Origin of the sequence: Coleofasciculus sp. G3-WIS-01 (genome assembly GCF_040223135.1) — a bacterium.
GTDB lineage: Bacteria > Cyanobacteriota > Cyanobacteriia > Cyanobacteriales > Coleofasciculaceae > Coleofasciculus.
In genome coordinates, this window is the sequence record NZ_JAVJZI010000030.1 from 1 (window position 1) to 21,228 (window position 21,228).

The following is a 21,228-nucleotide window of genomic DNA, read 5'->3' on the forward strand; positions in this document are numbered from 1 at the left end:
TCACCTACAAACTCTGTTTCTCATATTATTATTATACCTAAGATTAGAAAGAAAAGCAACTAAAGTTGCTAAACTAAACACATTGCTCGGTTTCATCCCTCGGATAAATCACGAGGGCTTTCACCATCGCTTATGACGTAAAACCGCAGAAGCCCTATTTACCTCCGGTCAAGGCTTTGAAGCCCGATTAGAAGCCCTGAAAGCGGGACGTAAACTGCAACAAGCTTCCTGGAGTCAAAAGGATACTCAGTTAAAAGCCAATGTGATCACCGCCCTGCAACAAGCCTTGGCTTGGGGAAGAGAACGGAACCAATTAGAGGGTCATACAGATAGAGTATGGGATGTCAGTTATAGTCCCGATGGGGAATGGATTGCGACTGCGAGTAATGACCAAACCGTAAAACTTTGGCGTCCAGATGGTACATTAGTTCGTACCCTCACCGGACACACTCAGCAAGTCCGGGGCGTGAGTTTCTCTCCAGATGGGCAAACTATTGCCAGTGGTAGTTTAGATGGGACGGTGAATCTGTGGAATCGAGAGGGAACTCTGATTAAAACCATCGCCGCCCATGATAATGCGGTTAATCGCGTCAGGTTTAGCCCCGATGGTGAACTCCTCGCCACCGCCAGTGATGACCAAACTGTGAAACTTTGGCAGCCAGATGGCACGTTGGTGGGTACTCTGGAAGGACATCAGGGTCAGGTTTATGGCGTGAGTTTCTCTCCAGATGGTCAAACCTTGGCGACGGCGAGTTGGGATGGTACGGTAAAGCTTTGGACTCTAGAGGGTGAAGAACTGTTAACCCTCACGGGTCATGACGCTGGCGTTACCGGGGTGAGCTTTAGTCCAGATGGGCAAATTATTGCTTCAAGTAGTGCAGATAATACGATCAAACTCTGGAGTCAAGAGGGTAGCCTGATCACTACTCTCACGGGACATGAAAACCTGATCAATGGCGTGGTTTGGAGTCCAGATGGGCAAACTCTCGTCTCCAGTAGTGATGACCAAACCGTGAAACTCTGGAGTTTAGATGTAGAGACGCGCCATGGCGCGTCTCTACAACAGACGCTGACTGGACATCAGGGTGCGGTTTATGGGATGAGTTTTAGTCCAGATGGGCAGACTTTGGCTTCGGCGAGTTTGGATAAGACGGTGAAACTGTGGCAACTGGGTGAACGTCAGCTTGTTGATACGCTTAATGGACATCAGGATGCTGTCAATAGTGTCCGGTTTAGTCCCCAGGGGAATTATTTGGCATCGGCGAGTTCAGACAAGACGGTGAAACTCTCTTCGAGTGAGGGTAAAGAATTAGCGACACTGCAAGAGAATCGCGATCGCGTCTATGATGTGAATTTTAGCCCAGACGGTGAGACGATTGTCACGGTGGGTGATGACAAACTGGTGCGCTTGTGGAACCAAGAGGGGAAACTCCTGAAGACTTTGCCAGGGGAAGAAAATCTAGAGGATGGACATCGCGATCGCATAAATCGGGTCAGTTTTTCTCCAGATGGCGAAACCATTGCCACGGCGAGTGATGATGCGACGGTTAAGTTGTGGAATCCCAATGGAACACTCCTGAAAACCCTCGATGAACATAGTAGTGGCGTCAATGACATCAGTTTCTCCCCCGACGGTGAGATGATGGCTTCAGTTAGTGATGACAAAGCTGTGATTTGGGATAAAACTGGTACAGTAATCTCATCATGGCAGGCACATGATCAAGCGATCGAAGGCGTGAGTTTTTCTCCTGATGGGGAGACAATTGCCACGGCGAGTGAGGATAAAACGGTGAAACTGTGGAATAAAGACGGCGTTTTGCTAAAAACCCTCGCAGGTCATGATAATCCAGTTTATGCGGTAGCCTTCTCTGCTGACGGTCAAACCATTGCTTCAGGAAGTTTAGACGGAGAGATTAAACTGTGGCAAAGTGATGGCACGTTAATGGTTACCCTTAAAGGGCATCAGGATGAAATCACAGGTCTGAGTTTCCACCCAGATAATCAAATGTTAGCCTCTGCTAGTTTGGATAATACTATCCTTTTGTGGAATTTAGAGGACTTTAATCAAACTGTTCTGGATAATCTCCTGGTTCGCAGTTGTGACTGGGTAGGGGATTATCTGAAGACTAACCCCAATGTAACAGAACGCGATCGCGCCCTTTGTGGCAAATAGTTTTAATTCCTACTTAGAGGCGGGTTTCACTATTATCCAAATGGGACTAAACCCGCCCCCCTGAAGGGCTGACTTGCTTGGCTTGTGCTTTCAGAAACTTGTGTAAAAGACGGTATTTCCATAGAAACAGACTATCAAAAAGAATTTATCAAAATTTTAGTCACTTCTAGTTATAGTAGACAAGATAACTCGGTGTAGCGTTGCTGGTATATAGCTTGAAGCCGATCCCAGATCTGTTTTGTATACCGTTGGGCTTCTTGCTGAATCAATGACCAGAGAAGGTTTAGGGCTTTTATAGTTGGACAGAAGCGGATCAGGGTACGGCAAGCCGCAATCCATTGTTCGAGATTGCGATAACTCACAAAATAACCGCCCCGTCCTTGGATATGTACCCAAAGAACATTGTGCCATTTTTCCCAGTTGAGGATGCGTTGGGGATCAATGTTCAAGTATTTGGCGATTTGGTTGAGGGTGATGACAAAGGTTTGGGGATTAATACGGTGTCGGATTCGCATCATGGCTATTTTTGGGTTTTCAATAAAGTTTGATTTCCCCCCTTCCCGGGTTGAAGAGGTTAGGGGTTAAGTCTATTCATTAATCAATACGAAGGCGGCGGTAGAGAACACTCATCACTTCGCCAGGATTCTGCGTGGGTTGGGGCTTACTCCACTCGCTGACGTGGGCGTAGCCGAGGCGATAGAAGGTGTGAATGGTTCGGGTGACGCCTTGGGGTGAACTGATGATGATCACTTTTAGAGGGTGTCGGTTGTCTGGCGGGGGCGTAGATGGTAGAGGAGTTGCAGGATTGGGAGTTGGAGAGGAATCGCGGATAAAGTCTTCAGTCATTGGAGTTTACCTTTATTGCTGCAATAGTAGCCTTAATGGTCTACTAATAGCTTATCATAGCGTAGTCCATTAAGGAGCCGTTTACTCGGTTGTGAGCGTTTGCCACAATCAGAGTCATGGGACAAGCAGGCAAAGCCTTGAAAAAGGTGCTGGAAACGTATGAAATTAGTCAATATCGATTAGCGGCAGAATTAGGGATTGGACGCTCTAATGTATACCGTTGGGTAAATGAGGTGAGAGATCCAACGGCTGAAACTGTGAAAGATATTGTGCAAGTGCTGCGGAAGATCAACTCGGCGGCGGCGACGGAGTTTATCCGACTGTATTTGGGTGATAGTTCGGTGGATGGTGAGGAATAGTCATTGGAGGGTTAGAGGTGATCAAAGGTATTCGATGACCATAAAAACTATGGGAAAAGCAGGTGAAGCGCTAAGGCAGGTATTGCAGACGTACAAAATCAGCCAAAATCAGTTGGCAGTGACAATGGGAATTGGTCGCTCAACGGTTCACTATTGGTTTAATGGGACTAGAGATCCCGCAGCTGAGGCAGTCTTGGAAATCAGGAAGGCACTGCGGAAGATTGATCCGGCGGCGGCGCAAGAGTTTATTCGGCTGTATTTGGATGAGTCAGATGAGGATGAATAGTAGTTTTGGGGATTAAGTGATCGCCTATGTCCATTTTGTTACTTATAGTCTTCAAAAAGTTATTTATTGTATGTAGACTGATTGTCTGCGCTCCCTAAAAATTATGCTGTGAGTCAAGATAGCAAATCAGATATTAAACAGCGCTTTGGCAAAGCGATAAGACGACGTCGGCGAGAATTAGATTTTTCTCAAGAGGAACTTGCTGAAAAAGCTGACCTTCACCGCACTTACATCTCAAGTATTGAAAGGGGGAGTCGCAATCCATCATTAGAAAATATTGAAAAGCTAGCTAAAGCACTAAATATATCTGTCTCTGCTCTCTTTACTAATTACGGCATTGAGGTAGAAGAGTGAAGGCTAAAAAAACTAAGCTAAGCTACAAACTTGGACTGCCAGAAGCCATAGCAATGAAAATCTACAAGACAAGTCAAACAAGGGGGGCTGAAAAAGATACTGTATACCAAAATCGTGTAAAGAGATGTAATACCGTCCTAATCCCAATCAGTTCTTGGAACAGTAACTTTATTCAACCAGAAGGTGGATTCGAGAAGGGTTATATCGTTCTTGCTTCTCCAGAAGATTACTTTTCTGATAATCCTCCAGAGCCTCATCCCGATTTACCCAACGACCTAGAGCTTGGCAGAAATTTATTAGTTCTTTATGAAACAAGATATCACTGGAATAATTACCCTCCGAGTCAGTACGGTTGGTCTCCAGCAACTTCCCGAACTCCACCACTCGGCGGACAATACATTGCTCGTGTACCCGACACTACCCGTTCTGATGACTCTCAGATAAGACATGGATATACAGATAAAAAGACGGGAGGTCAAGGGGCAGGAATCCGCGTCTATGAGTATGCTTCTTCTCAAGAGATAGAGGCAACTAAGTATCAACTATCTTTTTTGGCTTGGCGAACAGAGGGGATTATGGGTATGGCTCGTCAAGAAGGGATATCGAATCTTGAAGAATGCCAGCAGAGGATCGAGAATAAATGTCAGGAAATGGATCTGGCTAATCTGGAAAAACTTCAGGAAAATAGGCTGCTGGATGGTCAGGGATGTACAGTTTGCCCTCTTTGTCTAGAGCGAATTTCGGCTAAAGAACTTGCTTCTCGTGTTGAACAAGCTGAGGGCAGGAATGTCCCAGATTTAACAGTAACTACAGCCAATCTTTTTCATGTTAAGGAATTAAGAGCAGGAGTATATAACCATCGACGTTATAACCTGGGATGGGGACATCACCACTGTAATGCAGCCGCAAGAGATTGGGGAGTTGAACATACGCTAAAATGGATGGAAAAAGTCCTCCGAAACAATCAACGTATCACATAGTTCTACTTGCCTATATTATCCATCGTTCAATAGCTGAAATAAGGGTTCTTTCTGCCAATCAAAGGCTGATTTCTTAACTTCTGGTAATAACTCAGATGGCTCGGAACACCGTAGAGCGATTTTGTGACACCAACGCTCCTCAATTTCAACGAGAATGGCTTTACGCCCTAACATTTTAGCGGCTTGTCCCACAACACCTGAGCCAGCAAAGCAATCCAGAACGACGTCACCCGGATAAGAACTGGCTTTGATAATATGTGTAATTAGATCTAGGGGCTTTTCCGCTGGATGTTTACCCGGATAAGGTTTGACTGTAGGGAAATCCCAAACATCCGTGTAGGGGATATTAGCTGTTACACAGAAAGGTCTGATTATTTTCTCGTAATCAGGCAGTTCGGGAACTTGGGAACTGAGTTTAGCAAATACTGATTTTAGTTTTTGATATTGCTCAGGACTTGGGATATTTCTGCCAGTTTCCCAATTTGATACCGCACCACCGTGATTTACACTACCATACTCACCAATAGCTTCTGTTAGTTGAATTGTAGATAGTCCTGCGGCCAAGCGAGTTTTTCTAAGTAAGCTGCCAAAGGCGGATAATGAAGTGGTAGCAGCAGAGCGAGATGAGCATCTTCGAGTAGTCTGTTTAGCCTCTTCTGGAGATGCTGACTCAGCAAAAATAATCCGCTCAGAATGTAAATACCAACTGCGTAGACTTTCCTTGTTTGTTTTCTGCTTCCATCCGTCATACCCTGGAGCATTCGGCTTTGTCCAGGTGATTGAAGCGAGTACATTAAATCGTTCAGCTAACATCACCTCAATTCTGGCTGCCATCTTGAGAGAGGCACAACAGTACAGAGAACCGTTGGGAGCTAACACCCGTTGCCATTGCTCTGCTATAGTGTCTAACCAGGTAAGGTAATCTTGGTCATGTTTAAAGTCTTTGTCACCCGTAATGTTGGCTTTTTTTGTGGAATGATAAGGTGGATCAGTAAGAATGAGATTAACTGAATCATCAGGTAGCAAGCGCAGTGTATCTAAACAATCTCCGTGATAGAGAGTGACTTGAGGAGATTTTAGGTAAATTTCCATTATCAAAGGAAGCATTTGTCATGTCTACACTCATCCGATTTTAACTCAAATCTTGAGCATTGAGTCTGTGTTAACCACAACTTCTGTTTGTCTAGCATGAGGGAAGCTCATAAAAATAGAAAAGTAAATTTAGTATCAACAAATAAGGTGGGTAATGCCCACCCGACCAATCAACCTTTCACGCAAACCACCTGCTTCAGTGTCGCTACCACCTCCACCAAATCTGCTTGATTGTTCATCACTTCATCAATGGGTTTATAAGCGCCAGGAATCTCATCCAAAACCCCGCCATTTTTGCGGGATTCAATCCCTCGATTAAAATTAATCCAGTAGCAGCAGAGGAGTTTATTCAGTTGTATCTAGATGAGTCAGATGAGGATGATGATATTGAACATTAGGAGTTAGGATTTCCTCATGCCCAAGGACGGTATCCGTGAGACTATAGTGCATCAACAAATAAGGTGGGCATTGCCCACCCGACAAATCAACCCTTCACGCAAACTAGCTGCTTCAGTGTCGCCACCACCTCCACCAAATCCGCTTGATTATTCATCACCTCATCAATGGGTTTATAAGCGCCGGGAATCTCATCCAAAACCCCGCCATCCTTGCGACATTCAACTCCTTGAGTTTGTGTCACCAAATCATCCAGGGAAAACTGTTTCTTTGCCTTTTTCCGAGACATTAAACGCCCTGCGCCATGGGAACAACTGCAATAACTTTCATGATTTCCTTTCCCCTTGACAATAAACGACTTTGCCCCCATCGAACCGGGTATAATCCCGTAATCTTCCTCACGCGCCCTTACTGCACCCTTGCGCGTGACGTACACATCTTCCCCAAAATGTACTTCTTTCTCGGCATAATTGTGATGGCAATTCACCTCTAACAATGGCTTGATTGGCTTACCTCCCGAAAGGTGTTTTTCCACAATTGTCTTAAAACGCGCCATCATTACATCGCGATTATAACGGGCATAATCTTGCGCCCATTGTAAATCTCGCCAGTAAGCGGCAAATTCTGGGGTTCCGGCGATAAAGTACGCTAAATCCGGATCAGGTAAACGGTTTCCTGCCAGTTTCGCTAATTCCTTCGCCGTGCTAATGTGACACTGCGCCAAGCGATTGCCAATATTACGAGAACCAGAATGTAGCATTAACCACACTGAATCTTCCGTATCGATGCACACCTCAATAAAATGATTTCCGCCACCCAGAGAACCCAACTGCTTCATCGCTTTTCTTTGCACATCCTGCACACCGCGATGCAAGTCTTTGAAATGAGTCCAGCCTTGCCAATTGCTGGCATCTTTTTCTACCTCTTTATTTTGGTTAAATCCCAGAGGAATGGCTGCTTCGATATCTAAGCGAATTTTCTTTAGTTTACCCTCTAGTTGTTCAGCCCTAAATGGCGTTTTAATCGCTGCCATCCCACACCCAATATCAACTCCTACCGCCGCCGGAATTACGGCGTCTTTGGTGGCAAGAACCGACCCAACTAATGCCCCTTTGCCTAGGTGAACATCTGGCATCAACGCGACATGTTTAAACACAAAAGGTAAGGATGCCACGTTTTTTGCCATCTTGGTTTCCTCATGACTTAAATCATGATTCGCCCAGGATAAAACGGGCTTATTTGTGGACAGTTTCAGTTGTTCGTAAGGCATAAACCTGCGCCTGTAGACCTAAATAACATTAATATACTACAAGTATAATACAAAAATACTCAGTCGAGGGGATGAACTTATCGGATAATGGCAACGTCAAGGCATCTGTCGTAATGTAGCATCGGATACGTCCTGCATCTTAACCCTTATGAAGCCTTCTCGACCTGTATCTGCCAGAAAATCTTGGGTTTGCTTGTCTTTTAGCCTAATTTCTCTACTATCCCTCATCCCAGTTGCCCGTAGCGCCCCCGATGGCACTCCTGATGAAACCGTCACCTGTGAAATCTTGGTGGTTGGCGGTGGATTAGCAGGTGCGGCGACAGCCTATGAAGGTTTACTCGCGGGGCGAACGGTTTGTTTGACCGAGATTACCGACTGGGTAGGAGGACAGATTTCTGCCCAGGGAACCTCTGCACTGGATGAACGCCCCACCCAGCGATCGCGTCTTTTCTATTCTCGCGGTTATTTGGAATTGCGGGAACGGATTAGACGCAAATATGGGGAACTGAATCCGGGGGATTGTTGGGTAAGTGAATCCTGTTTTATTCCCAGTGACGCCCATGCTATCCTCTTGGATATGTTGCGGGATGCAGCCAAACGGGGGAAAGGGACACTGAAGTGGTTTCCCTCCACGGTGATTAAGGAACTCGACTATAACCCGACGGGGAACTTGATTAAAAGTGCCATTGCCATTCAGCATGAACCTGCTGCTGATGCACCCCCCCTGAACACATTTCCCTTATCGCAAACGATTGAAGATTGGTATCAGTACCAAGATTCCCCCCGCTTTGACAAAACCATTATCCGCTTCACTCCCCAAAACCCATCATCTGGAAACGCCCCAGACTGGTATGTTGTGGACGCTACAGAAACTGGGGAACTGATTGGGTTAACCAATGTTCCCTACCGTTTAGGAATTGACCCCCGTTCCCATCTCGAACCCTCCTCTTCCAGCGTCACCGGGAACCCCTATTGCACTCAGGGGTTTACCTATACCTTTGCCATGGAAGCCACGCAGGAACCGCAAACCCATGAAATGCCACCCTTTTACCCTCAATACGAACCTTATTATAGTTATGAATTACCGCGATTAGCCGACTTTGGCTTAGTCTTTACCTATCGGCGCATCTGGAGTCCTAAAAAAGGTGAACCGCAGAAATTTGGCGGAATTTCCTTTACTGCGCCCACCGTCGGGGATATCTCCATGCAAAACTGGACGTGGGGGAATGACTACCGTCCGGGTACCGAAGCTGATAACCTCGTGTATACTCCTGAGCAATTGCAACAGACGGGACAGTTAGCACCGGGCGGCTGGCTGGGTGGCTTGCGAACCGAGAGTTTACGCAAGGCGGAGGAACTCTCGCGAGGGTATTTCTATTGGTTAGTGGCGGGAAATACGGACTCCCAACTCGGTGATGGCGTGAAGGAACCCCATCCTAGTTACCGCTATTTATCGGGTAAGACATCTCCCATGGGAACAGTGCATGGGTTATCTAAGTATCCTTATATGCGGGAAGGACGGCGGATTATTGGACGCCCTGCGTTTGGGTATCCCGATGGGTTTACAATTTGGGAAATTGATATGTCTCGCCGCAATTACCGGGAAGATTATTACCGTCAAACCTTATCTCCCAAAATGTATCGCCAGTTATGGACGGCTTTGGCGGGACGAGAAGCGATTTCGGTGATTCAGGGTGAGGTATCGCCGGATGAGGTGAATCGACGCACTCGTTCGACAATCTATCCCGATTCCCTGGGAATTGGACATTATGCGATTGATTTTCATCCCTGTATGAGTTTCTCTCCCCCAGAAGCGCCGGGAAATACGGAACGGGAGGGGGAACGTCAAGGGGCGGGTCAAGCCTATCCGTTTCAAATTCCCCTGCGGGCGATGATTCCGCAAAAGATTGACAATATGTTGGTGGCGGGAAAAAGTATTGCCACGAGTCATATTGCAGCGGCGGCGTATCGAGTGCATTCCTTTGAATGGTCATCGGGTGCAGGGGCGGGAACGACGGCGGCGTTTGCGTTGGAGAAGGGGATTGCACCGTTTGAATTGGTGGATGGACTCCCGCCTTATGATTCGCAGTTGCAGGTGTTGCGGCGGCGGTTAGAACGGAATAATAATCCGACGGCGTTTCCGGATACGTCGATTTTTAATCAAGATTGGGACGATTGGCGTTAAAAGAAACGTGCGATCGCGTTTGTAGTAGCCACTTTAGTGGCTGTTTGTACCTTGAGCCGACAGCCTGTAAACCCCTATTGCTCAAACTTCAAGCAGGGTAGACAGATGGTGTGCGATCGCGTTTGTAGTAGCCACTTTAGTGGCTGTTTGTACCTTGAGTTGACAGCCTGGAAACCCTTTCAGGACTTACGCACAAACGCCACATATAGTAGGGGCACGGCAATGAAAGAGCCCCTACAGGTAGCGCCTGTGCCGTCAAGAAAGCGTAAGTCCTACCTTTCTCATTGGTAATGGACTGTAATCGGAAGCCTATCACTGTTGTATGTTGGGCCCTTGGAACGAAACCCAACTCCAGGTTAACCTGTTGGGTTTCGCGATCGCAAGTGCCCAACCTACAAGAACTGAATTCTCACGGATTACTTTATTATAGTTTCGCTCATTTCCAATATTTTTCATTGAAATTATGGGGTAGATATCGGGGAAAACGTTAGTTTCTTAAGTCAGAGTGATTGTTAGTTTATCAGGTTAAGTAATATTGGCAAAACGATCCATCTGTTTAAGGGGAAACCTAGCCGAGGGAGAGGGCGCACGGCGGTGCTACCCTACCGATTCCGGCGATAATGTTTTTTTTATTCCATTCAGGATATCCCTGCGCCGCTTTTTATTGCTGCCAAGTTAATCCGACTAATAGAGGCTGACGTGTCGCACCTGCATTGTACAATAACGGATAGGCTATACAATTTAGGATTTCTTGTTCACCTGTTCAGGGAGCAATCAATCATGCCAATGGCTTTCCCGGCAGACAATAACGATCAATTACCCAGGCTAGAGCAAGCAGAAATTGAACAGTATCTTGCCAGTGGCATATTTCATGGCATTGGTAAGAAGACAGCCGCTTTGCTGGCGGCATATTTTGGCTCTGATACCCTGGAGGTTCTGGAGTTCTCACCCCAGAAACTCAAACTAATTCCTGGCTTGTACCCATCTCGGATTAATGTCATCCTCTCGGCTTGGGAGAAAAGCAAGAGTAATCCTGTCCGAGGTACTCAAGCTTGGTTGCTGGGGATGGGGATATCTTTGGGGTTAACCCTAAAACTGACGGACTACTATGAGCAGAATACAGCCTCTGTCCTCAAAACCAACCCTTATCAGATTATTGATGATCTTGACGGCATTGGATTTAAGATAGCTGATAGTTTAGCGCTAAAGTTGGGGATGCCTCCGGATAGTCCCCGGCGCTATGAGCAAGGGATTCTTCAAACCTTACAAGATGCCAGAAATCAGGGACATTGTTTCCTCCCCAGCTCCGAACTCACCGAAGTAGCACTGGGGTTATTAAGTTGTCCGGGACATACACCGAATTCCCGGTTACTTAATCAGGTATTAGAGAATGCGCTCGCCCAAAAAGTTGTAGTTGAGGGACGGTTATCCGAGTCCCTCTATTTAAAACCAATTTATCGGGCTGAGGTTAATGTCGCCCGATTGATTCTTTATTTTGCCTCTCGCCGACAACTGTCTATTGAGCCGTTGGAGGAGTGGTTACAAGAACGAGAAGCAGAAGCATGGCGCTCATCTGGGGTGCTTGATATAGAACAGCGACAGGCACTGTTAAGATCCTATGCCCAACCCATTAGCATTATTACGGGGGGTGCAGGGCGAGGGAAAACCCATATTTTGAAGTATTTGATCGATTGGCTGACTAAGTGTAGATTCAAGGTGGCTTTAGCGGCACCTACGGGAAAGGCAGCAACCCGCATGAAGAACGCCACCAAGTTAGATGCCCAAACGATTCATCGTCTACTTCAGTGGCGAGGGTATGGTCAAAGGTTTGAGTTTAATCAGGAAAACCCTTTGCAGATTGATTGGTTAATTATCGACGAATTTAGTATGGTCGATATTTTCCTGTTTAATTCTCTCTTAAAAGCCTTAGAACCCCATACGAGAATTGTGTTGGTTGGGGATCACAATCAGCTTCCTAGTGTGGGCGCGGGAATGGTGCTGCGCGATTTACTGATATCTGAGGTTGTACCCTGTTCTCGCCTGAAAAAGATTTACCGCCAACGGCAAGAAAGTCCAATTATCTATGCAGCAGAAGATGTGATTAGTGGCGTGGTTCCTAATTTGCAACGGTTTTACTCGCCTCAACAATGGCAACAGGTTTCTGATTGTGCCATACTCTGTCGCCACACCCCTGAAGAAATTGCCGATACTATTGTTGAGCTAGTGGCACAGATGCAGCGTGATCAGGTTGATTTAAAAAATCAGGTGATGGTTCTTGCTCCACAGAAGAAAGGTGTGGTTGGAGTTCACGCTTTAAATCAACGATTGCAGCCTCTGTTTAACCCGAAACAACCAGAACAGCCAGAAGTCCAAACTGGGGACGTGGTGTATCGAGTTGGCGATCGCGTGATTCAATTGAAGAATAGATATGATACAAGTCCGGCGGTGATGAATGGCGAGGGGGGTTGGGTGATTGAGGTTCAAACCAAATCCAATCCTGAACGGGTTACGGTTGCATTTGAAGGTGGCGCTGTCGTTAATTATTTCCCTGGCATTTTTGAGCAGATTATGCATTCTTTTTGCCTAACTTGTCATAAGGCTCAGGGGAGTGAATTCCAGTATGTAATCATGCCTCTGTCCTATTCAAACCAGCGGATGCTTTCTCGGCAACTTCTCTACACCACGATGACTCGTGCTAGCTATGGAGGATTTATCGCCGTTGGTAGACCCGATATGTTAAGGTTTGCTGTTAATGTCGATAAACCACTGCGCCGATATACCCAGTTGCCTTTGTTACTATCTGAGTCTTATCAAAGTTTAATGGATGCATTTAATCAAGTGAGAACTACCCAATCTCCAGCAGCGCAAAATCAACGGTGTGTTAGCGTTGCTATGCGACTCCGTGAACTCAATATTGATGCGACTAAAGGGGAAAAGACTTCGATTGGATCATTGGCGCTCCAGCTTTATCAATCCCAGTATGGTCGCCGCCCCTCCAAGCGTCTAGAAGTGATAGAACCTGGACAAAAGTTTAAAACCTATCACTATGAAACCGAAGCCATTGAACTGCTAGATCGGGCAATTAAAACTATTATGACACGCGATCGCGATTAACCTAGGCTAGAGATTTAATTAGGGCTTGCTGCACAACTGCAAAACCCTTATCTATCAAGGCTTTGAGTGGCATAGACATTGGATCATCTTCAAGGAAATAGGATAAAACCATTTCATCCCAAATCCGCCTTTATTACCCCCTTTTGCCACGGCGATTGAAATCGCTGCTACACAAACTTTCGTCCGCCTGCGCGGACTGGGTTATAACGGGGATAACTAACCCGGATTTGTTATCATACCCTTGCACCGCTATCAGGGAAAATGTATTTTTGCTCCCCCTGCTCCCAGACGCGCCATGGCGCGTCTCTACATGCTCCCCCTGCTCCCAGACGCGCCATGGCGCGTCTCTACATGCTCCCTTTACCCACAACTTATTCAGCAAGCCCTAATTAGTTGTGGATTACGGCTAAACTCTCAAATGAGATAATCCCTGGTGATTACGCTTCAATGACAACTCGTAAATTGCCGCGTTTTCGCACAACTCGACAGGCAGTTGCTCCACTAGAGCGCTCAAATTCTAAATCTAATACCGTCTGCCCAATTTTTAGGTTTTGTAGTGATAGATACTGGACGGATTCAGGAAGCGTGGGATAAACAATTCGGAGACAATTCCTGGGCGTATCGGGTATCAAGTTCACCATCACCTGGAGGAGTTGGAAAATCGTCCCCGTTGCCCAAGCTTGGGGTGAACAAGCCACAGGATATCGCACGGGGGTGCTATCGGGGGTGCGTTCATAGCCACAAAAGAGTTCGGGTGGACGATAATAGGGTTGTTGGATGGTCATGTCGATAATCCCTTGAGCCACTTCCAACGCCTGATCCACCAGTCCTAGCGATCGCAATCCGGCAATAATCATTCCATTATCGTGATGCCATACTGATCCGAGGTGATAGCCCATGGGATTATACGCGGGAGAGAAGCTACTTAAGGTGCGAATTCCCCAGCCACTAAACATATCCGGCTCTTGCAATCGTTCGGCGACATTGTGTGCCTTGTCTTTTGATAAAATATCTAATCCTAGACAATGCCCCGGATTAGAGGTGATACTATCTACCGGTTTTCCCTCACCATCCAATGCTAAGGCACAGTAGCCGCGATAGGGAAGCCAAAAGTCCCGATTGAAGCGGGTTTTCAGGGCTTGGGCTTCCTCATGCCAACGTTCTGCCAAATCTAACCGCTTTTTGATACGAGCAAGCTGGCTTAAGCGCATCTTCGCCCCATAAACATATCCTTGCACTTCCGCCAGAGTAATCGCCCCTTCCGCTAACTTCCCTTTCGCATCAACGATACAGTCTCCTGAGTCTTTCCATCCCTGATTCCGAAGTCCACCTTTAGACTTGCATTCATAGCTGATATACCCTGTCTGCTGACAACGTCGATCAATCCAATCCATCGCCGCTAAAGCATTATCCCATAACTGATCCAACAGTTCCTGATCATAGGTCCAGGCATAGTAATCAGCATAGAGCATCAACCACAGCGGCGTGGCATCGACTGTACCATAATAAGGCGTGTGGGGGAGTTCGCCACAGCGAGCCATTTCACCCATACGCAACTCATGGAGTATCTTTCCGGGTTCTTCTTCCCGCCACTCGTCCTCAACTTTACCCTGATACTCCGCCAGGGTAATCAGCGTTTGACGCGCAATCCCCGGATCGAGGATCAGCGTTTGGGTTGCAGCAATCAGGGAATCCCGTCCAAATAACGTGGAAAACCAGGGAATCCCAGCACAGAGAATCTTACCTTTACCAAAGGTTTGACCTAAAAGATAGATATCCTGTTCAGCGCGTTCAATAATCTGGTTTAAGACTCGATTATCCGTGCGAATCCGAGTCACCCCTTCTCGCCAATCCCGCTCCTCCATCGCCTCCGCCGCGATCGCTTGTTTTAGGGTTGTCGGCGCTTCTACCACAGAAGCTGGACGATTGTCAACAAAGGGCTGTAAGCGATACCCAAATTTCTGGGTTTCGTGAGAATTCAATTCCAACCGCCAAATTGCCGTATATCCCCTAAATTCATCAGGCTGACGGTGATAAAACTGAATTCGAGACTCCATCAACACCTGATCCAATCCCTGATAGGCTAAGGTAAGTTCGCCCGTTTCCTCAACCAAGGATTGTATATCGCAGTCCAAAGCATTATCCTCTTGAGGGATAACCTGTCGCATTAAAGTCCCTATCTGCTGACGGAGATAACCGCGAATTTGGAATAGATCGGCAAAATCGGCATCAAAACTTAAACTGAGTTCAAACTCAACGGGTTGGGTGCTGTAGTTGGTAATCTTCAGGTCTTCAAACAGTCCACCCTGTAGTACAATATCGCGTTGAATGCCAATCGTTTCCGCCGGAATACGTCCCTCAACATAAGGATTCGCACAGAGAACCGAAAGGGCAAAACCCCGTCCGGCTGTACTGCTGAGTAAAATGGGAGAGAGTCCCTCAATCTGTAACTCTAGGCGACTGAGAAACCGACTATCTTGACAAAATAACCCCAAGCTTTTGTCCGATTCGTCATCAAGACATCCGGCAATATTGCCTAGGGGATCAGTAATCAAAAATAGGTCGTCATCTTTCATCGTAAGTGTCGATTGGAGTCGTTTTGTCGTCCTGCATTGCAACTCTGGAATCGGCACTTGTTCAGCCGGCGCAAAGGTTCTACCGTTGAGTTCCAGGATAGTTAGATCTGTTGCTGTTTTGTCGTTCAGGGTATCTGTATCAGACATAATTGAAAACCTAAATATAAAACATCAAATGTTAAACATCACCCATCCGTCTTCGTATTTTTAGGGGTTCGTAGGGGTTCGTAGGGGCTCTCGCATTCGCGCCCAAATTTTTCGGTTGTACCGTTTAATTATCATCGCGAATGCTTCGCCCAGTCAACGGGCAAATATGACGCTAAATCATAGATTTTGGTGTGGGCTGATTAGGTGAGGGGCGGGTGTCAAATTTCGGAAAAGTGCCAAACATTTATCTGTAAAACCCGCCCCTACAGATTGTTTCCTTCTGCGACTTCTACATTAAGAAACTTGCATCAATTCCTCCTCGAAATCAACAGTCGATTGACTCAATCCATCTGAAGGAACAGACAAGATGCAAGGATTTTGCACATCTGGCACAATTGTACTCAGAGAACCCGCTAATCGGCGACGGTAGATATCACTCAAATGGTGCACTCCATTCAATCTTCGGTTGCTCAGGATGAGTTTGCGGAGTAAACCAATCGATTTGCCAGCCGAGTTTTGCCAGTGCTTGGCTAAGCTGATGAACAGGAGTTAGGCGTTTATTTTGTCCATCTTGACATGGCTGATTGACAACATCCTGACCCATGGAAAGCAAAGCCAGGGGTTGTCTATGAACGGTTTTGTTCATGATTCACCTCATTCAATTTTATCTTATCTCTTCTGTCGGGTGCAGAAGGTTTAACCTATGTCTTGAAACCTTCTGCCATCTGCCATCTGCCTTCTATAAACTTAGCTAGCTAGAAGCGTGGGGACGTGCAGATGACCATTGTGAGCAAACCGTTCGGCGAGAATTTGGTTGTAGACGGCTTCGTATCCATCAACCATGCGTTTCACTGCAAAGTTGGTTTCAACATGTTCCCGACAGGCGTGTCGATTCAGTTGAGGTATTTTCGCGATCGCATCCACGCATTCATCGACTGTATCGCAGAGGAACCCTGTCTTGCCATGAACGATAATTTCTGGGGCTGAACCTAATGCCATGGCAATCACCGGAGTGCCAGATGCCATAGATTCAATCATCACCAGTCCAAAGGGTTCACGCCAGGTAATCGGGAATAGCGTCGCCACCGCACCTCCCATCAATTCATTTTTCTTTTCGTGATTGGCTTCACCCAAAAACTCAATTTGTTTACCATCAATTAAAGGTTCCACTTCCGCCTCAAAAAAGGCTCGATCTTTGGGATCAACCTTACCCGCTATTTTCAAATGCCATCCGGAACGCTTGGCAATTTCAATCGCTAACCTGGGTCCTTTTTCCGGGGATATGCGCCCAACAAACGCCAGATAGGGTGGCTGTTTGGGCTGAGAGTAAAACGTAAACCGTTCGGGTGCGATCGCGTTATAAACCGTTGCCACATAATTCAGTCCCAACTCAGGGCGCTGCTGGGAATTGGAAATACTGACAAAATGTTGCTGACGATGCTTGGTAAAAAACTGCTCAACTAATGGCGAAAATGTACCATGAATCGTATGCACAACTGGCGTTTTTGTCAAGTTCGTGTATGGAAGCGCCGGGTAATCTACATGAGAATGAATCACATCAAATTCATTAGCTCGTTCAAAAACTTTGCTCAACTGCATCTGCTCATAAATGGCGTATTCTTGATGCGTTACGTCGAGAGAACGCAAGGCTTTTTTACATCCTGGTTCCAACCTTGCCAGTGTCTCTGAATCACCGGATGCAAACAATGTTACCTCATGACCCCGACGGAGGAGTTCATCAGTGAGTAAACTCACCACTAATTCTGTACCACCATAAGCTGGGGGAGGTACACGTTCCCACAACGGTGCAATTTGAGCAATCCGCATTTTGAAAATTTCCATTAAATTCCCATTTAAAGTGAGATGGAATGAAGAAACGTTAGTAATTTGGGGTTAATTAACGTGGCGCTGGTCACTTCAACAAGGGTTATCTTCGGATTCGCGACCTTGTTTGTTACAGGTGTATAGAGCAAATTATACCAAATTTTACTCAGGGGGAGCTAGTTTTGCCAATTCGTGAACTCTACCCCTGACAGGTAGGGAAAACCGTATCAGTAACCGTTACATTGTCGATAGAACAGCTAAAGCTTTGACGCCTAAACCCACTCCCACTACGGGATTAGGTGTTGTTTACTCTCCCGATTAACTGAGTCCCATTCCCCGCCCCGACAATAGGTTGATTACCATTACAACCCACTCATAATTCTACCATCCTTCGCTCGCATATAAAGCACAGGTGTGGCAAAATCAGGCTTATCTAATCCGACTTCCATAGAAATAGCATTACGGGTAGTCTGAATCGCCCCATCTAGAGTCCAACCGAGGGCGAGGGTACGATAAAATTCATCGGCAAATAGTTTGGCTGTGGTGTCGAGAATCGAATATTGCATGGCGATAACTCCAGGGATACCACGCCGCACTAAATTGGGGGCAATTCCGGCAAAAACCTGGTGGGAAGATACGGCTGCACCTTGACAGGAATTTAGCACGGCTAACCCTAGATTACGGTTACCTAAGAAAAAGTTAGCAAAGGTTTCATCATTGACAAGTTTGGAATTATTATCTTGATCAACTAGGGCAATATATCCCTGATTATTCTCAAAGACGCCGTGACCAATAAAATGGAAGACTTGATAGGGTTTCTCCCGTAACTTCTGGTTAATATTGCTGATGGTGGCGTCTGATACCACATCTAACTCAATTTGACCCGCTTCAATGTGTTTGGCGAGAGCGTCGCGAATTAGGCGTTCTTCTCCGGCGATATCTAAGGGGGGGAGATTAGTTGGGCTGGAAATTACCAGTAAGACATTCAGGGGAAGACTGGCAGATATTAGGTCACGCTTTTGTAAGGGAATATCAATATATCGGGATAGGGCGGTTTCAGTGTTATTGGCGAGGAAGGTATTTGTGCCTTCGTCGTAGAGAAATTCCCAGGGGAGGGCGGCGAGTTCTGGTAATTCAAAGCGTAAGCGTAAACGCAGGTTATGATTGTTCGCTTGGGCGCCAGCGAGGGTGGCTCGAAATTGACCGTGAATTTTGGCGGGGAAGAGGGCTTGATAGAGTTTATGTCCTAGGGTTTTAAGTAATTTCTGATTGGTTTGTCGCGATTCAATTAGTCCCAGTGCTAGTTCAATTTCATTCTTATCTAACCGGAATTCTCCCCACTCCTCCCCCTGTTCTGAGGCGGCGCGAATTTGGCGGTTGGCGGTGACGACAAGTTCAAAATCTCTGTAGTTATGATTCATGGTGTTTGCCTGGGGGCGTGGGGATTGGGAACGGTTTAAGGATTGGTTTCTGTCTTGGTCGAGTTCTTGTTGTAACCGGGAAGATTTGGCGTTATCAAATGGTGAGTCTATCCATAATTTCTCTTTCGGGTAGGGGGAGAGGTTTACGTCATCAATTAAACGGCGCACATCTACCATTTGATAACTATTTTCGCACTCAATCTGATATTTACTTGCGTTTAAGCGTTTGCGGAGGTTATCCAGGGGATAGGAATGAGGATTGGTACTGCTTAAGCATTCGTCACAGTTACAGGGAACCAGAGTATTATACTGCAATCGTTCATAAGAGGCGTGGATTTTTTCCAGTTCATGGGTAATCACCGCCAGGAGTTCTTTCTTCCGGTTTCCCGATACCCGGATTTTAATTTGGCGTTGATAGTAATATTCGATAATTTCGGCACGGGTTTGGTATTTGTTGAGGATAACGCCATTGCGCCAGACGCGGGTTTGGTTTTCTATCCAGGGATGTGTCTCAACGATAAAGCGGGTGAGGATTCCTTTGGGCATAAACTCGTAATCATAGCGCAAAATTAGATTATTTTGCTCATCCCAATCGTAGTCGGGTTGATTGATATCTAAAAGTTGGGGGGCGATGTAGGTATTCGTCTGATTGGGGATGGGATAGCAGAGTTTGAACCGGATCATTAATTGCAGTAGTTCATCCTGCATTTGGTTATACTTATCGTCTTGCCAAATATCTGCCAGGGTGTCTTGGGTGAAACAGCCGAGATTTTTCTGGACGGTGGGATTATCTAAGACGTTATAGACGGCGCTGGTTCCCCATTCGGGCTTGAGAATAATATAGTGTTTTAGGGTGGGGTCATCTTGGAAATGTAGGCAAACGCCGAGGTCATGTAAATAGCGACTTAACCACTGCATGTCTTGGCGGTCAGTTAATTGATTCCGCTGGCAAATTTGGTAGTAATCTTGTTGGGTGATATAGTTGCGGGAATCATTTTCTAAGGGTGCACGAACTCGTACCCAGAGTTTCGGTAAAGGTGTGCCTACATGGGGGAGGCGGGTGATATATTGTTCAATCGCGTCTTTGATTTCAGTGAGTCCGCGATTGGTGGCAAAGTTGGCGGGGATAACTGCTTTGAGATTGGTGAATTCTCCCCGAAGTTGGCGTTCGTTGACGGGACATTGACGGTCTTGTTTTTCATTGCTGATAATTAAAACGGGGCTATTGTCGCTGAGGAGTTCGACGACTTTTAGCCACCAGTAAAAATCGGTGTTTTCCTTGCGATTATCAGCGACTAAGGCATAGAGAGAACGTTTAGTGAGGAAGAATTGGTGGGTTTGGTGATAGATTTCCTGTCCGCCAAAGTCCCAGATATTGACGCGAAAGTCTTCTCCGTTGGCGAGGGGAAAGTGCCATTGGATGACATCAATGCCTTGGGTGGATTTTTCATCGGGTTGGAGTTCGTAGGTTTCGCTTTCGATTTTCTTGGCTAAGGTGGTTTTTCCGGCTGCACCTTCGCCGACGATGATGAATTTGGCTTCGTAGAGAGGGGCGGTTTCTGTGGGGTCTTGGATGCGGAAATAGAAGTCCAGGATTTCTTGGACATCACCAGGAGGTTGCCAATATTCCTTTGAGCCCAAAATTTCTGGGGGCAGTTCTTGGATTTTATTGCCGTAGAGGTAAAGGAATTGTAGGGAGGTGAGTTGACCGATTTGAGAGGGCAGTTCTTGGATATTATTGCGGATGAGGTAAAGGGATTGCAGAGAGGTGATTTGACCAATGTCCGGCGGTAGCACGGTTAAATCATTGTCAGAGAGGTCAAGTTCTGTCCATTCCTCCCGCGCCGCTTGTTCAATGAGTTGGAGTAGTTCGTCCTCTGTCATCAGCCCGTCTTGAATTCTCTTTTCCTACTGTAGCCGTTGGGGGTGATGGGGAAAAGGCAACAGGCAACAGGCAACAGATCAAAGCCGCTACTCGCCCATGGACAGGGGGACGCGATCGCATAAATTAAATGGAGTGGTGTTGTTAATTAATACCAAGTTGCGTTCTATCATGTCTAGGAAGAGCGAAGCGTGACGCTTGCGCGATAGCGAAAGCGTTGCGGTAGCGAAAGCGTTGCGGTAGCGAGGAACGAGCGTCGGAACGAGCGTCGGAACGAGCGTCAGAATCTGGGCAGATGCTTCGCGTCACTCCGTTTCACTGCG

16 protein-coding genes and 1 pseudogene are annotated in these 21,228 nt (G+C 46.5%); 7 read left to right on the forward strand and 10 right to left on the reverse strand.

The genetic code is table 11. The features are described 5' to 3' along the window. The first annotated feature begins 262 nt into the window (after positions 1–262). Complete coding sequence (locus RIM23_RS03045; protein ID WP_446364343.1) at positions 263–2,173, forward strand: WD40 repeat domain-containing protein; 1,911 nt, start codon at positions 263–265, stop codon at positions 2,171–2,173. Between the two features lie 170 nt (positions 2,174–2,343). Here RIM23_RS03045 and RIM23_RS03050 read toward each other — a convergent pair whose 3' ends face one another. After that, complete coding sequence (locus RIM23_RS03050; RefSeq protein ID WP_446364345.1) at positions 2,344–2,691, reverse strand: hypothetical protein; 348 nt, start codon at positions 2,689–2,691, stop codon at positions 2,344–2,346. 76 nt (positions 2,692–2,767) lie between these two features. After that, positions 2,768–3,019: a hypothetical protein gene (locus RIM23_RS03055; protein ID WP_446360533.1), complete on the reverse strand. Its 252-nt coding sequence runs from the start codon at positions 3,017–3,019 to the stop codon at positions 2,768–2,770. A gap of 116 nt (positions 3,020–3,135) precedes the next feature. Here RIM23_RS03055 and RIM23_RS03060 point away from each other — a divergent pair, with 116 nt between their 5' ends. From RIM23_RS03060 to RIM23_RS03075, 4 genes are all read left to right on the forward strand, one after another. Then, on the forward strand, positions 3,136–3,378 hold the full coding sequence (locus RIM23_RS03060; RefSeq protein WP_446342568.1) for a helix-turn-helix domain-containing protein: 243 nt from the start codon (positions 3,136–3,138) through the stop codon (positions 3,376–3,378). A gap of 49 nt (positions 3,379–3,427) precedes the next feature. Further along, a complete protein-coding gene (locus RIM23_RS03065) occupies positions 3,428–3,664 on the forward strand; it encodes a helix-turn-helix domain-containing protein (protein WP_446360536.1) in 237 nt (78 codons plus the stop codon). A gap of 108 nt (positions 3,665–3,772) precedes the next feature. Then, positions 3,773–4,018 carry a helix-turn-helix domain-containing protein gene (locus RIM23_RS03070; RefSeq protein WP_446360532.1) on the forward strand — a complete coding sequence of 82 codons (246 nt, stop codon included), beginning with the start codon at positions 3,773–3,775 and terminating at the stop codon, positions 4,016–4,018. 53 nt (positions 4,019–4,071) lie between these two features. After that, positions 4,072–4,998 carry a BstXI family restriction endonuclease gene (locus tag RIM23_RS03075; protein WP_446364347.1) on the forward strand — a complete coding sequence of 309 codons (927 nt, stop codon included), beginning with the start codon at positions 4,072–4,074 and terminating at the stop codon, positions 4,996–4,998. 15 nt (positions 4,999–5,013) lie between these two features. Here RIM23_RS03075 and RIM23_RS03080 read toward each other — a convergent pair whose 3' ends face one another. From RIM23_RS03080 to RIM23_RS03090, 3 genes and pseudogenes are all read right to left on the reverse strand, one after another. Next, the gene (locus RIM23_RS03080) at positions 5,014–6,105 is read right to left on the reverse strand and encodes a DNA-methyltransferase (RefSeq protein WP_446364349.1); all 1,092 of its coding nucleotides are present in this window, start codon (positions 6,103–6,105) and stop codon (positions 5,014–5,016) included. A 155-nt stretch (positions 6,106–6,260) separates the two neighbouring features. Further along, a pseudogene (locus tag RIM23_RS03085) lies at positions 6,261–6,401 on the reverse strand (RtcB family protein); the annotation flags it as partial. 173 nt (positions 6,402–6,574) lie between these two features. Then, a complete protein-coding gene (locus RIM23_RS03090) occupies positions 6,575–7,756 on the reverse strand; it encodes an RtcB family protein (RefSeq protein WP_446364351.1) in 1,182 nt (393 codons plus the stop codon). A 148-nt stretch (positions 7,757–7,904) separates the two neighbouring features. Between RIM23_RS03090 and RIM23_RS03095 the strand changes: the two genes are divergently transcribed. Both RIM23_RS03095 and recD2 read left to right on the forward strand, forming a co-directional pair. After that, positions 7,905–9,941 (forward strand): FAD-dependent oxidoreductase, encoded by a 2,037-nt coding sequence (locus tag RIM23_RS03095; protein WP_446364353.1) that lies wholly within the window; start codon positions 7,905–7,907, stop codon positions 9,939–9,941. Between the two features lie 780 nt (positions 9,942–10,721). Beyond that, positions 10,722–13,055 (forward strand): SF1B family DNA helicase RecD2, encoded by a 2,334-nt coding sequence (gene recD2, locus RIM23_RS03100; RefSeq protein ID WP_446364355.1) that lies wholly within the window; start codon positions 10,722–10,724, stop codon positions 13,053–13,055. A 437-nt stretch (positions 13,056–13,492) separates the two neighbouring features. On the opposite strand, the gene RIM23_RS03105 is transcribed toward recD2, so the two are convergent. From RIM23_RS03105 to RIM23_RS03125, 5 genes are all read right to left on the reverse strand, one after another. After that, on the reverse strand, positions 13,493–15,778 hold the full coding sequence (locus RIM23_RS03105) for an amylo-alpha-1,6-glucosidase (protein ID WP_446364357.1): 2,286 nt from the start codon (positions 15,776–15,778) through the stop codon (positions 13,493–13,495). Positions 15,779–16,072: 294 nt separating this feature from the next. Continuing rightward, a complete protein-coding gene (locus tag RIM23_RS03110; protein ID WP_446364359.1) occupies positions 16,073–16,219 on the reverse strand; it encodes a hypothetical protein in 147 nt (48 codons plus the stop codon). Beyond that, positions 16,212–16,424: a hypothetical protein gene (locus tag RIM23_RS03115; protein WP_446364361.1), complete on the reverse strand. Its 213-nt coding sequence runs from the start codon at positions 16,422–16,424 to the stop codon at positions 16,212–16,214. Before RIM23_RS03115 ends, RIM23_RS03110 begins: the two co-directional genes overlap by 8 nt. Before the next feature lie 101 nt (positions 16,425–16,525). Further along, entirely contained in the window at positions 16,526–17,605 is a 1,080-nt protein-coding gene (locus tag RIM23_RS03120) for a glycosyltransferase family 4 protein (protein ID WP_446364365.1), read from the reverse strand. 359 nt (positions 17,606–17,964) lie between these two features. Next, positions 17,965–20,907, reverse strand: a complete 2,943-nt coding sequence (locus RIM23_RS03125; protein ID WP_446364363.1) for a COR domain-containing protein — start codon at positions 20,905–20,907, stop codon at positions 17,965–17,967. Between the last annotated feature and the right edge of the window lie 321 nt (positions 20,908–21,228).

Excerpts from the sequence above, each read along its gene's own strand:
- RIM23_RS03080 (WP_446364349.1), bottom strand. The coding sequence starts at position 6,105 with ATGCTTCCTTTGATAATGGAAATTTACCTAAAATCTCCTCAAGTCACT.
- RIM23_RS03050 (WP_446364345.1), bottom strand. The coding sequence starts at position 2,691 with ATGATGCGAATCCGACACCGTATTAATCCCCAAACCTTTGTCATCACC.
- RIM23_RS03095 (WP_446364353.1), top strand. The coding sequence starts at position 7,905 with ATGAAGCCTTCTCGACCTGTATCTGCCAGAAAATCTTGGGTTTGCTTG.
- RIM23_RS03115 (WP_446364361.1), bottom strand. The coding sequence starts at position 16,424 with ATGAACAAAACCGTTCATAGACAACCCCTGGCTTTGCTTTCCATGGGT.
- RIM23_RS03075 (WP_446364347.1), top strand. The coding sequence starts at position 4,072 with ATGAAAATCTACAAGACAAGTCAAACAAGGGGGGCTGAAAAAGATACT.
- RIM23_RS03060 (WP_446342568.1), top strand. The coding sequence starts at position 3,136 with ATGGGACAAGCAGGCAAAGCCTTGAAAAAGGTGCTGGAAACGTATGAA.
- RIM23_RS03105 (WP_446364357.1), bottom strand. The coding sequence starts at position 15,778 with ATGTCTGATACAGATACCCTGAACGACAAAACAGCAACAGATCTAACT.
- RIM23_RS03065 (WP_446360536.1), top strand. The coding sequence starts at position 3,428 with ATGGGAAAAGCAGGTGAAGCGCTAAGGCAGGTATTGCAGACGTACAAA.
- RIM23_RS03125 (WP_446364363.1), bottom strand. The coding sequence starts at position 20,907 with ATGACAGAGGACGAACTACTCCAACTCATTGAACAAGCGGCGCGGGAG.
- RIM23_RS03090 (WP_446364351.1), bottom strand. The coding sequence starts at position 7,756 with ATGCCTTACGAACAACTGAAACTGTCCACAAATAAGCCCGTTTTATCC.
- RIM23_RS03055 (WP_446360533.1), bottom strand. The coding sequence starts at position 3,019 with ATGACTGAAGACTTTATCCGCGATTCCTCTCCAACTCCCAATCCTGCA.
- RIM23_RS03120 (WP_446364365.1), bottom strand. The coding sequence starts at position 17,605 with ATGCGGATTGCTCAAATTGCACCGTTGTGGGAACGTGTACCTCCCCCA.
- recD2 (WP_446364355.1), top strand. The coding sequence starts at position 10,722 with ATGCCAATGGCTTTCCCGGCAGACAATAACGATCAATTACCCAGGCTA.